Origin of the sequence: Deinococcus koreensis, from assembly GCF_002901445.1 — a bacterium.
In the GTDB taxonomy this organism is placed as follows: Bacteria; Deinococcota; Deinococci; order Deinococcales; family Deinococcaceae; genus Deinococcus; species Deinococcus koreensis.
Map to the genome: position 1 here is coordinate 1,610,803 of NZ_PPPD01000001.1, position 11,903 is coordinate 1,622,705.

Below are 11,903 nucleotides of genomic sequence, written 5' to 3' on the forward strand. Positions count from 1 at the left end.
GGGACGCCTCGCAATCGGCCACGGTATACATCCGGATCGCCCCCGACTCAGGAAAAGTTCGCCCTGATACGGTGTTTTCTGGGAAACTGCATAGGGTTGACTTCCGCTGAATCCGGCGCTATCTTTATCCCATCACCGCCGAAGAGGCGGGTTTTTCGTTTCTGGGCTGAGGATGATCGGCGAGCAGAGAGGGACTTCCCTCCGCGCCGGGCCCGCCGCCGTGCCGGACATGGCCCGCTGGTGACGATGCCCGCGTTATGTATCCGTCCCGGTGTCTGAGGGCGGGAATCTGTGTACTGGAGGGCATTTTCCGGATGCCCTGTATGGATTTGACTTCTTCCGCATTCCACGCTATCTTTTCCCTATCACCGCCCGAGAGGCGGATTTTTTGTTTTGGCCCGTCGACGATGAGGAGGAACAACCGGCAAGACACCCTCGGAACGGCCATCCTGAGCGGAGTGAGGGATCTGCCCCAACACGCCTCGTGCTATACATTCACACCCACGCTTGCCCGGCAGAATATCCGTACTGGACAGCGCTTTCGCCGCCCCCTGCATGGATTTGACTTCTCCTGCATGGCACGCTATCTTTTTCTTATCACCGTCCGCGAAGGGCGGGTTTTTTGTTTTGGGCCGGATTGAAGTGGCTGGCACGCAGACGGAGGACAGGTGTAGCCTCCCGGTATGACTCCCCCCACCTCTCCTCTGACCACCGCCGCCTGGCTGCTGGAGCACCACGCCGACGCGAACCTCCGCGTGCTGGACTGCCGCTACGCCCTGAGCGACCCGCTGGTCGGGCGCATCGCGTATCTGGAGGGGCACGTTCCGGGCGCGGTGTACGCCGACCTGGAGACCGACCTGAGCGGGCCCCTGCAGGAGAGCGGCGCGGGCGGGCGCCATCCCCTGCCCGACCCGGGGGTGCTGGCGGCGTGGCTGGGCTCGGTGGGCATCGGCAACGACTCGGTGGTCGTGTGCTACGACGATCCCGACACCGGGCAGGGCTTCTACGCGGCGCGGGCCTGGTGGCTGCTGCGCTGGCTGGGGCACCGCGCGGTGTCGGTGCTGGACGGTGGCTGGCCCGCCTGGGTGGCGGCCGGGGGCGGGGCCAGCACGGCCGAGCCGGCGCACGCACCCACCACCTTCGTCCCGGACGTGCAGGCCGATATGGTCGCCACCGCCCAGGACGTGCAGCACCGTGACCCCTCCACCCTGCTGATCGACTCGCGGGCCCAGGCCCGCTACCGGGGCGAGGTCGAGCCCATCGACGCGAAGGCCGGCCACATTCCCGGCGCCGTGAACCGCGAGTGGAGCGGCGTGCTGGATGGCCGGGGCCGCTGGCGCGATCCGGACACGCTGGGCGTGCATCTGGACGCCGGGGACTCGCCCACCATCACCTACTGCGGCAGCGGGGTCAGCGCCACGCCGAACGTGCTGGCGCGTGAACTCTCGGGCGTGCCGCTGGGCCCCCGCAACCGCCTGTACGCCGGCTCGTGGAGCGACTGGATCAGCGACGACACGCGCCCGGTGGCGACCGGAGAGGCCGAGGAGATATGAGGCAGCCTGTCCTGACGCTGCTCGCGGGCCTGCTGGCCGCCTGCGCCTACACCCCGCCCCAGGAACCCTTCCGGGTGGGCGACGTGTTCCGGGTGGAAGGTCCGGCCGTCACCGGGCCGCGCGTGTCGCAGCGATTCACGCTCAGCGGTGGCGGCAGACTCCGGGGTGACCGCTGGGAATACGACGCCGACGGCCCGAGCGCGCGCAGCGCCCTGCTCCTGGCGCGGGTGGACGGCGGGCTGGTGGGCATGGTCGATATGTCACAGGCGTACGGCCCGGGATCGGACGGCACGGTGACGGCCTGCTTCGTGGCCCCGGCGGCGGGCTGGAAGAGCGCCGAGGGGCTGCTGGTCAGGGACTCCGCCGCCGTGATGCTGGAACTCGCGGGCGGGCTGAGCGGCTCCGGTGCGGCCACCACGCTGCCCGCCCTGAGAGCCCTGGTGGGCGAGGCGCGCAGCGGCACCTGCACCCTCACGCGGGACTGAACGCCAGCCCCGCCGCTCAGGCGTCCACGCCGACCGCCACCTGGCCGTCCGAAAATTCCAGGATCAGGCGCTCGCCCGGCTGTACATGTGCCGCGCGGGTCACGACCTCGCCGTCCCGGCCCCGCACGAGGGCGTAGCCGCGCGCCAGGGTGCGCTCCGGCGTGAGCCCCAGCGCCTGACGCATCAGGGAATCCACGTCGGCGCGTGCGGCGTCCAGAAGGCGCTCCGCCGCGGTGCGGATCCGGTCACGCGCCCACAGCGCGCGGGCGTCGGCGTCCACGAGCGCCCGGGCCCCGTGGGCGCGGATGGTGCGGACGTCCTCCTGGGCCTGTGAGGCGGCCCCCAGCACCGTGCCCACGATCAGGGCGGCGGCCTTGCTGGGCGTGTCGGTGCGGGAATGCGCGACCTCGTCGGGCAGGGTGTCGTCGCGGGCGTGGCCCAGACCGGTGATGACGGGCACCGGGAAGGTCGCCAGGGCGCGGGCGAGGTCGAGGTCGTTGAGCCAGGCCAGGTCGCTCACGGCGCCGCCGCCGCGGATCACCACCAGGGCGTCCAGCGGCGCGTGCTCGTGCAGGGCGCGCGCCTGTGCCACCGCGCGCCCCAGGCTGGCCGAGGCCGCCGCGCCCTGGAAGGTGGCCTCCAGATAGCGGATCTGCACGATTCCGGCCGCCTCCAGCACGTCCACCTCGCGGCGGAAGTCGCCCAGGCCGGCGGCCTCCTGGGGGGCGATCACCGCCAGACGGGCGAAGTCCTGGGGCGCGGGCAGCAGGCGGTTCTGGCCGTAGACCCCCTCGCGCACCAGGGTCTCCCGCATCGCGTCCAGGCGCAGGGCCGCGTCGCCCAGGGTGAACTCGGGGGCGGTGTCCAGGATGTGCAGGGAAAAGCCGTACTGCGGGTGGAATTCGGGCGTGCAGAACAGCAGCAGCTTCTGGCCGGCCGAGAAGCCCCCGCCGGTGGCCTTGCGGAATTTCGCCTCCAGCAGGGAGCGGTCGCGGGCCCAGACGGTGGCGCGGCACCTGGCGACCTCGCCGTCCTCGCCGAGCTGCACGAGGTCGAGGTAGAGGTGGCGGCGATCGGTCAGCGAGGCGACCTCCGCACGCACCCACACGGCCCCCGGCACGCCCCGCGCGATGACCTGCCCGACATAGTCGAGCACCTCCGAGAGTTCCAGAAACTGCTCGGGCGGGCGGGTCACCTCCTTTTTCCGCTTTCTCCCGGTCACAGCGCCTCCCCGGTCACAGCGCCTCCCCGGTCACAGCCGCGCCCCCACCAGGCGGCCACCGACTGCCGCCAGCACGCCCAGCCCCACGCTCAGCAGGACGTAGCCCAGCGCCGCGCCACCGGCCCCCCGCCCGAGCAGGCCGTCGACCTCCACGCTGAAGGTGGAGAAGGTGGTAAAGGCCCCCAGCACCCCGGTGCCGAAGGCCAGCCGCGCCGCCTCGGGCCACACGCCGCGCCCCACCAGCGCCACCGTCAGGCCCAGCAGGAAGGAACCGACCACATTGATCAGCAGCACCGCCACCGGAAAGCCGCTGCGGAGCACCACGGGCGCCAGGGCGAGCTGCACGCCGTAGCGCGCCCCGGCCCCCAGCGCTCCCCCCAGCAAGACCCACATCCACGCGCTCACCGGCCCAGGATAACGGCGCCAGCCGCCTACGCCCCCACGCCCCGTACCCTCTGCCCTCCGCTCCCCACCTCCCGCCCCGCTCTACGATGCGCCCATGATTCGCGCCAAACGCCTGAGCACGGGCGAGGAACTGGACTGGACGGGAGAACCCCAGGGGCTCTGGATCGATGTGCGCGACCCCAGCGCCGACGACCTCGCGCGGCTGAGGGCCGCCTTCACGCTCAACCGCCTGGCGCTGGAGGACGCGCTGGAGCGCGGACACTGGAGCCGCGCCGAGCAGTATCCCGAGCACGGCTTCATCACGGTGCGCTCCTTCACGCGTCCCGAGACGCCCGACGAGTTCACCGAGCGCGTCTCGGTGTTCGTGTTCGCCGACACCGTGCTGACCCTGAGCAGCGCCGGCACCCGCGCGCTGGACGCCGCCTGGACGCTGGTGGGCCGCGAGGCGGTGAACACGCCGGCGGAGGTCACCTACGAGCTGCTCGACCACACCGCCGATTCGTTCTTCACCCTGGCCGACACGCTGGAGGCGCGGCTTGACGCCCTGGAGGAGGAGGTCTTCCGCTCGCCCCGCCAGAATCCGGTCGAGGCGGTCTTCGAACTCAAGCACCTGCTGGCCCACGCCCGCCGGCTGGCGACCGACGCCCGCGAGGCCACCGCGCTGCTGGGCCGGCACGCCGCCGCCAGCCCCGGCGATCTGGTGCGTTACCGCGACGCCCAGGACTCGTACTCCCGCGCCGCCGCCCGGCTCGACGGCCTGCGCGACTTCCTGACCAGCCTGCTCGACCTGCACCTGAACCTGCAGAGCCAGCGCATGAACGAGGTGATGCGAACCCTGACGGCCGTGAGCGTGGTGTTCCTGCCCCTGACCTTCATGGCGGGGGTGTGGGGCATGAACTTCCAGCACATGCCCGAGCTGCCCTGGCGGTACGGCTACGCGATGGCCTGGGCCAGCTTCCTGCTGGTCGGCGGCCTGCTGGCCTACTACTTCAAGCGCAAGGGCTGGTGGTGACGGGCGAGCCGGACAGCGCCAGGGGGATGTGGCCCGGCTCGGCACTGGCCCGCCGTCAGGCTGTCCTGATATAGAGGACAGGCGGTGAAGAGGAGGCGTCCGGTGACGCCGTTGGTGTGGCGGCGTGACGCATCCCGCGGGCTTCATCCGGGGCATCGGGGCGGAAAAAAGCCGTTCCCCGCGTGTCTATCGCCCTCCTGATCGGCTCTGACAGAACTCTGACTGACCCGTGAATGAAACATGGATCACACCCCGCGTTTCATGTCGTCCTTATGTTCTTTGGGACAACCCTTCAATTTCTCGTTCCACAGCGCACAGAGCCCTCATGCCGTCGGCCCGACGGCTGTCTCTGTCGTTGCCACCGCTTCAGGAGGATTCATGAAACCAGCCGCTCTTCCCCGCCATGTCGCCCTGACCCTGCTGTCCCTGAGCCTGGCCGCCTGTGGAGTTCAGCAGGCCCCCACCGCCCAGCAGGCCAGCGCGCTGCAGTCCCAGTCCGTCAGCGAGGCCGGCACCAACGAAACGGCCCGCGCCTGGTTCGTCGAGTTCAGGGAAAAGGCGACCAGCAAGGGCGGCAACCGCGCCGCCATCGCCCAGGAGCGGCAGGCCTTCCGGGCCCAGGCCCGGGCGCTGGGTCTCAAGGTCAAAGACCGGCTGGAGTTCGAGCGGCTGTGGAACGGCGTGTCGGTCGAGGTGAACGCCGCCGACGTGGCCAAGCTGCGCGACCTGGACGGCGTGAAGGCCATCTTCCCGGTGCTCAGCGTGCCCCGCCCCGAGGTGGCCTTTGGCAGCGAGGAGCCTGACATGGCCACGGCCATCGCCCAGACCGGGGCCGACGTGGCGCAGAGCGAACTGGGCCTGAGCGGCAGGGGCGTGAAGGTCGCCATCATGGACACCGGCCTCGACCTCGAGCACCCGGCCTTCACGGGCCGTGTGGTCGCCTCCTACGACTTCGTGGGCGACGCCTTCAACGGCAGCAACGATCCCGTGGCCGGTCAGGACACCGTGGACGACTGCGGCGGGCACGGCACGCACGTGGCCGGCATCGCGGCGGGGGGCGCCACCGCGAACGGTGCCAGGGGCGTGGCCCCGGAAGCCTCGCTGGGCATCTACCGCGTGTTCGGCTGCGAAGGCTCGACCCAGGCCGACATCATGGTCGCCGCCATGGAACGCGCCCTGAATGACGGCATGGACGTGCTGAACATGAGCATCGGCTCGGCCTTCAACTCGTGGGCGGAGTACCCCACGGCGGTCGCGGCGAGCAACCTCGTGGACGCGGGCGTGGTCGTGGCGGCGTCCATCGGCAACTCGGGCTCGGGCGGCGTGTTCTCGGCGGGCGCCCCCGGCGTGGGCGAGAAGGTCATCGGCGTGGCGAACTTCATGAACAGCCACGTCTTCCTGAACGAGTTCACGGTGGGCGCCGACAAGTTCGGTTACCAGAACGCCACCGGGGCGCCCACCGCGCCGACCAGCGGCAGCCTGGAACTGAAGGCCGTGACCCCCGTGGTCGGCTGCGACCCCCTGCCCGCCGGCTCGCTGATCGGCAAGGCCGCCCTGATCTCTCGCGGCACCTGCACCTTCGCCACCAAGGCCGCCAACGCGCAGAACGCCGGCGCCGCCGCCGTGGTGATCTACAACAGCACTCCTGGCCCCTTCGCGGGCACCGTCGCGGGCGCCGTGCCCATTACCATCCCCGTCGTGACCGTCTCGCGCGAGTTCGGCCTGAACCTGGCCACGCGCATCGCTGCCGGCCCCACCAGCATCACCTGGACGCCCAACAGCGGCAGCTATGTCAACCCCACGGGCAACACGCTGGACTCCTCCTCTTCTTACGGCCTCGCGGCTGACCTGAGCCTGAAGCCCGACCTGGGCGCGCCCGGCGGCCTGATCCGCTCGGCCTACCCCATCGAACTGTCGCCCGGCGGCAGCGGCTACGCCGTGCTGAGCGGCACCTCCATGTCCTCGCCGCACGTGGCGGGCGCAGCGGCGCTGGTGATCGAGGCCCGGCGCAGGGCCGGCCAGCCCATCGCGGCCGGTGACATGCGCGCCCTGCTGCAGAACACGGCCGAGCCCAAGCCCTGGAGCGCTGCCCCCACGGCCGGATACACCGACTTCGTGCATCGCCAGGGCGCGGGCATGATCAACGTGGTGCGCGCCGTGGGCGCCACCGCCGGCGTGACCCCCTCCAAGCTGTCGCTGGGTGAGAACGAGACGGCGGGCGGCTCCAAGACCCAGACCCTGACCGTGACCAACCGGGGCACGGCCGCCGTGACCTACACGCTGTCGCACCAGGGAGCGCTGACGAGCGGCAAGGGGGCGTCCGGCTACTACACGCCCACTGCCCTGCTGCCCGGCGCCACCGCCTCCTTCTCGGCCCCCACGGTGACCGTCCCGGCTGGCAGCTCTGCCTCCATCACCGTGACCATTACCCCGACCTCGGCCAACCAGACCGTGTACGGCGGCTACGTGGTGTTCACGCCCACCGGCGCCGGCACCCCCCTGCGCGTGCCCTACGCCGGCTTCCAGGGCGACTACCAGAGCCTGCCCATCCTGACCGGCACCAAGACCATGGCCCGCGCCAACGCGGACGGCAGCTTCACGCCGATCAGCACGCCGACCACCTTCACCATGCAGGGCGCGGACTACCCCAGCTTCCTGTTGCACCTCGACCACTTCGCCCGCACCCTGAAGCTGGATATCGTGGACGCCGCGACCATGCAGCCCGTGCACTCGCAGTTCTTCAACGCCAGCACCGACGAGTACCTGCCCCGCAACGCCACCCCCACCGGCAACTTCTCCTTCGCCTGGGACGGTCAGGTGAGCTGGAGCCGCGGCTTCAACGGCGTGGGTAACACCCACGACAAGCGCAAGCCCGTGCCCAACGGCAAATACATCGTGAAGATCACGGCCCTCAAGGCCCTGGGCGACGCCAGCAATCCCGCCCACGTGGAAACCTGGAGCTCGCCGGTCATCACGGTCAACGCGCCGAAGAAGTAAGCGTCCGCCTCTCAGCCGCCCCATTCGATCTGGGGCGGCTTGTTCTTCCTGTGAATTGACTCCGGTTTCAGGGCACCGTCAGGGCGCGCGCAGGAACTTCAGCAGCGCCGCCCAGTATTGCCCCGCGGTGCCCAGGATGTTGCGGTCGTCGCGCAGGCTGCTGGCCCCGTGCATCCCGCCGCCGCCCACCGGCTGGAAGCGCGTCACCCTGGATGTGCGGATCGCCCTCAGAATCACGTCCATCCGCTCACGCTCGGCCGGGTCGCCCCGGCTGGTGGCGAAGACCGGCACCTTCAGGGTCGAGGCGGCCCGGATCGCCAGGCCGTCGCCGGTGTAGTCGGCCGGGCTGAAGGCCAGGATGCCGGCCAGCTCGGGGTGCCGGGCCGCCAGGGGGAACAGCAGCATGGCGCTGTAGCTGCTGCCCAGCGCGAAGATCCTGGCCTTGGGATAGGTGGCCTTCGCCCACCCCACGGCCGCCTCCAGATCGGGCAGCGCCTGGGCATAGTCGGCAGGTGGCGCCGCTTTCGCCGTGCGGTTCACGGCGCCGAACATCCCGCCGCCCAGGCGCTGGTCGATGGCAAGGCTGGCGTAGCCCTCCCTGGCCAGCCGCGCGGCCACCGGATCGTATTCGTGCAGGTTACTGTCGGCCTGGTGAAACAGCAGCAGCACGCCCCTGGGCCTGGGCACGGCGGTGTGCTGGCCGTACACGGGAACGCCGTCGCTGGCCTTCAGGGTGACCGGCTGGGGGGCGGCCAGGGCAGCGCCGGCCAGCGCCAGCACGGACAGAGAGAGCATCAGACTCTTCATAGACCCTCCTTGACAGGGTGGACAGGTGCCCAGACTTCGGTGTGGGGCGACGTGCCGGGACGCAGCAGACACAGGTAGCGCTCGGCGCTGGGGCCGCCTCGCCGGTAGGCCGAGCGGGCCAGCCAGTCGCCCAGCGCCTGATAGGCGTGCAGCAGGGTCGTCAGGTCGCCGGACAGACGGGTGAAGGCGATCAGTCCCCCGACACCGGGTTCGCTGCCGGGCACCGCCAGCCTCACCGGCAACGACAGCACCACCGCGTAGTCATCCGGATCGAAGCCGCCCTGGGGTGGATGGTGCGCGTGGGGCGGCCCGGCGGCGCGCGTGCCCAGCCGGGCGGCGCGCTGGCGCAGCGAGCGGTAGCCCTCGTGCCGGTCGGCTTCACAGCGGCTCAGGGAGGTCTGGTAGCGCAGGCTCAACAGGGGCCAGGCCCGCTGCCGGCGGATCCGCACCTCGAAGTCCGGCAGGGCCCGGCTGGTCTGAGCCTCCCGCACCCGTTGCAGCGTCTGGGCGCGCTGCTGAAGCTCGGCTTGCAGGGCCGCGCCATGCTGCTCAAGGGCGGCGCCCACCCCCAGCTCGCCGTGCAGACAGCGCGCGATCAGCTCCAGCGGCATGTCCAGTTCGCGCAGGCGGTGAATCCGCTCGGCCACCGCCCGCTGGTGCCAGCGGTAGAAGCGGTAGCCGGTTCGGGCATCCACGATCGCCGGCGCCAGCAGGCCATGCTCCTCGTAGAGCCGCAGCGCCCGGATACTCAGCCCGGTCAGCTCGGAGAAGCGGCCAATGGAGATCAGGGGACGCACGCCTGCAGGGTAGAACTCTGCCGCAGGGGAAGAGTCAAGAGCCCGGCCGGGGCAGGCTACAGCCGGGCGTCTATGGGCTCACTTTCCAGCGCCAGCACGCCCAGCACGCACTCGTGGATACGGGCGTGGGGCGCACCCTCGGCGAAGCGCGCGAGGCCCTCCAGCCCCAGGTGGAACTCGCGCAGGGCGCGGGAGCGTTTGGCATTCAGCGAGCGGGCGCGCAGGCGGGCCAGGTGCTCGGGGCGGGTGTATTCCGGGCCGTAGATGATCCGCAGGTACTCGCGCCCGCGCACCTTGATGGCCGGCTGAAGCAGGCGCGGCTCGGGGTTCAGGAAGACCAGCGGCTTGACCACCATGCCCTCTCCCGTGCCCTCGCCGCCGGCCGCCGTGAGGGCCGTCCACCACGCGGTCGCCTGCGCCTCGGAGGCCGGGTCGGCCAGGGTCACCACGCGGTGGTCGGTGGCGCCGAACAGCGCCGGATCGGCCTCCGCCAGCGCCGAGAGGGTCTGCAGGTGCCAGAGGTGATCCCGGTCGCTGTGCACCGCGCCCGCCGACGCCAGCAGGTGGAAGGGCCGGAGCTGCACGCCCGCCGGGCTGTCCGCCCGGCGCACGTAGGCGCGGTAGGCGTCTCGATAGGCCGCCAGATCCGCTGCCCGCCCGCGGCTGCGCTCCAGCAGCGGCCCCACGTCCAGGCCACGCGCGGCGGCCCCCTCCAGCGCGGCCACGGCGGCGGGCAGCGCGGCGTTCCCGGCGGCCCCCACGGCGGCGTACTGGCCCCGCAGCAGTTCGCCCGCCTTCAGGCTCCAGGGCAGGATCTCGGCGTCCAGCACCAGCCAGTCGGTGTCCAGCGTGTCCCACAGGCCAGCCGCGCTTACAGCGGCGCGGGCGCGTTCCAGCACGTCCTGTTCCCAGGCGGGGTCGGTGAAGAAGGGGCGGCCGGTGCGGGTATAGATGCTGCCGGTACCCTGCTGGACGCCGAAGCGCTCCCGGGCGGCCTGCTCGCTCTTCGCCAGCACCAGAAGGGCGCGGCTGCCCATGTGCTTTTCCTCGCAGATGACCTGCCCCACGCCCTGGGCGCGGTAGTACGCGAAGGCCTCGGCGGGGTGCTCCAGCAGGTCAGGCTGCGAGCTGGTTTCCACCGGGCTCATGGTCGGTGGCAGGTACAGGCACCAGCGCGGATCGACACCGAAGCGGCTGAAGGTTTCCACCGCCGCCGCACGCTCGCCGGAGCGCAGCGAGATACCGCCGAAGGTGCGCGTGTCGATCCTCCCCGCCTGGAGGAAGTCGGCCAGATCGAAGGGCGCGTCGGCGGGGGCCGGCGCCTCCTGCAAGGGGCGGGCGGGCACCGCGTACTGGGCGTGGGCGGGCACCGAGACCGTCTCCATCTCCGGATAGCGCAGGGCCGTGAGCGACCCCCCGAAAGCGCAGCCGGTGTCGATGTTGAGGGTGCGGTTCACCCCACGGGGCGCCGCCACCGGGGTGTGGCCGTACACCACGAGCGCGGAACCGCGATAGTCGGCCGCCCAGTCGCGGCGCACCGGCAGGCCCAGGTCGTCCTTGCTGCCGTCCACGTCGCCGTACAGGGCGAAGGAGCGGACGCGGCCACTGCTGCGGCCCTGGTACCTCTCGGGCAGCCCCGCGTGCGCCACGACCAGCCGGCCGCCGTCCAGCACGAGATGGCTCACCAGGGCGTCGATGAAGTCGCGCACCTCGCGTTTGAAGGCGTCTCCGGCGGCGTCCAGGCCTGCCAGGGTCACGTCCAGGCCGTGCAGGGCGTTCACGGCCTTGCCGTCCAGCGCCCGCTTCAGCTTTTCCTCGTGGTTGCCGGGCACCATCAGCGCCGTGCCCGCGTGCACCATGCCCATCACCAGCCGCAGCACGCCCACGGAGTCGGGGCCACGGTCGACCAGATCGCCCACGAACAGCGCCGTGCGGCCGGGCGGCGGGGTCACCGTCTCGCCGTCCAGGGCGTAGCTCAGCCTGACCAGCAGGTCGCGCAGTTCGGCCAGGCAGCCGTGCACGTCCCCGATGAGGTCGAAGGGGCCGCTCAGGTGCTTTTTATTGGTGTAGAGCGCTGTGCGCGTGACCCGGGCGGCGTCCACCTCGGCCACCGACCGCAGCGCCCAGACGTGGCGGAAGCCCTCCCTGCCCAGGCCCCGGAAGGTGCGGCGCAGTTCGGCCAGTTGCCGCCCGATCACCGCCGGGCTGAAGTCCCGGTCTGTCCGGGCGGCGTGGCGGGCCTCCAGCTCGCTCCGGGGCAGATCGAGCACGATGGCGACGGGCAGCACGTCATGCTGCCGGGCCAGTTCCACCAGCCGGCGGCGGTCGTCCGGGCGCACCGAGGTCGCGTCGATGACGGTCAGGCGGCCGCGCGCCAGGCGTTTGGCGGCCACGAAGTACAGGCTCTCGAAGGCGTCGGCGGTGGCCTCCAGGCTGCTCTCGTCGTCGCTGACCAGGGCGCGGAAGGCGTCCGAGCTGAGCACCTCGCTGGGGCGGAAGTGGCGCGCGGCGAAGGTGGACTTGCCGGCCGACGAGGCGCCGACCAGCGCGACCAGCGCCAGTTCGGGCAGCGCCAGTTCGGGCAGCGCCAGCAGGGGTGAGGGGAGGTGGGGGGCGTCGGTCATG

General features: G+C 71.3%; 9 protein-coding genes. 4 read left to right on the forward strand and 5 right to left on the reverse strand.

The genetic code is table 11. The annotated features are described in order from the left end of the window. Positions 1–683: 683 nt before the first annotated feature. Both CVO96_RS07700 and CVO96_RS07705 read left to right on the forward strand, forming a co-directional pair. Positions 684–1,553, forward strand: a complete 870-nt coding sequence (locus tag CVO96_RS07700; protein WP_103311730.1) for a sulfurtransferase — start codon at positions 684–686, stop codon at positions 1,551–1,553. Then, the gene (locus tag CVO96_RS07705) at positions 1,550–2,038 is read left to right on the forward strand and encodes a hypothetical protein (RefSeq protein ID WP_103311731.1); all 489 of its coding nucleotides are present in this window, start codon (positions 1,550–1,552) and stop codon (positions 2,036–2,038) included. Before CVO96_RS07700 ends, CVO96_RS07705 begins: the two co-directional genes overlap by 4 nt. A gap of 16 nt (positions 2,039–2,054) precedes the next feature. On the opposite strand, the gene xseA is transcribed toward CVO96_RS07705, so the two are convergent. After that, positions 2,055–3,260, reverse strand: coding sequence for an exodeoxyribonuclease VII large subunit (gene xseA, locus CVO96_RS07710; RefSeq protein ID WP_103311732.1), 1,206 nt, complete (start codon positions 3,258–3,260; stop codon positions 2,055–2,057). A gap of 30 nt (positions 3,261–3,290) precedes the next feature. Beyond that, a complete protein-coding gene (locus tag CVO96_RS07715; RefSeq protein ID WP_103311733.1) occupies positions 3,291–3,653 on the reverse strand; it encodes a fluoride efflux transporter FluC in 363 nt (120 codons plus the stop codon). Between the two features lie 106 nt (positions 3,654–3,759). Here CVO96_RS07715 and CVO96_RS07720 point away from each other — a divergent pair, with 106 nt between their 5' ends. Both CVO96_RS07720 and CVO96_RS07725 read left to right on the forward strand, forming a co-directional pair. Next, entirely contained in the window at positions 3,760–4,677 is a 918-nt protein-coding gene (locus CVO96_RS07720) for a magnesium transporter CorA family protein (protein ID WP_103311734.1), read from the forward strand. Between the two features lie 378 nt (positions 4,678–5,055). Beyond that, complete coding sequence (locus CVO96_RS07725; RefSeq protein WP_103311735.1) at positions 5,056–7,674, forward strand: S8 family serine peptidase; 2,619 nt, start codon at positions 5,056–5,058, stop codon at positions 7,672–7,674. A gap of 78 nt (positions 7,675–7,752) precedes the next feature. On the opposite strand, the gene CVO96_RS07730 is transcribed toward CVO96_RS07725, so the two are convergent. Genes CVO96_RS07730 through CVO96_RS07740 form a run of 3 tightly spaced genes read right to left on the reverse strand, consistent with a single transcriptional unit; the run spans position 7,753 to position 11,902 of the window. Further along, a complete protein-coding gene (locus tag CVO96_RS07730; protein ID WP_103311736.1) occupies positions 7,753–8,481 on the reverse strand; it encodes an alpha/beta hydrolase in 729 nt (242 codons plus the stop codon). Continuing rightward, positions 8,478–9,278, reverse strand: a complete 801-nt coding sequence (locus CVO96_RS07735; RefSeq protein ID WP_103311737.1) for a MerR family transcriptional regulator — start codon at positions 9,276–9,278, stop codon at positions 8,478–8,480. The genes CVO96_RS07730 and CVO96_RS07735 overlap by 4 nt, the downstream gene beginning before the upstream one ends. A 56-nt stretch (positions 9,279–9,334) precedes the next feature. Beyond that, on the reverse strand, positions 9,335–11,902 hold the full coding sequence (locus CVO96_RS07740; RefSeq protein ID WP_103313352.1) for a polynucleotide kinase-phosphatase: 2,568 nt from the start codon (positions 11,900–11,902) through the stop codon (positions 9,335–9,337). Between the last annotated feature and the right edge of the window lies 1 nt (position 11,903).

Coding starts and splice junctions, on each gene's coding strand:
- CVO96_RS07720 (WP_103311734.1), top strand. CDS start 3,760: ATGATTCGCGCCAAACGCCTGAGCACGGGCGAGGAACTGGACTGGACG.
- CVO96_RS07740 (WP_103313352.1), bottom strand. CDS start 11,902: ATGACCGACGCCCCCCACCTCCCCTCACCCCTGCTGGCGCTGCCCGAA.
- CVO96_RS07700 (WP_103311730.1), top strand. CDS start 684: ATGACTCCCCCCACCTCTCCTCTGACCACCGCCGCCTGGCTGCTGGAG.
- CVO96_RS07725 (WP_103311735.1), top strand. CDS start 5,056: ATGAAACCAGCCGCTCTTCCCCGCCATGTCGCCCTGACCCTGCTGTCC.
- CVO96_RS07705 (WP_103311731.1), top strand. CDS start 1,550: ATGAGGCAGCCTGTCCTGACGCTGCTCGCGGGCCTGCTGGCCGCCTGC.
- CVO96_RS07730 (WP_103311736.1), bottom strand. CDS start 8,481: ATGAAGAGTCTGATGCTCTCTCTGTCCGTGCTGGCGCTGGCCGGCGCT.
- CVO96_RS07715 (WP_103311733.1), bottom strand. CDS start 3,653: ATGTGGGTCTTGCTGGGGGGAGCGCTGGGGGCCGGGGCGCGCTACGGC.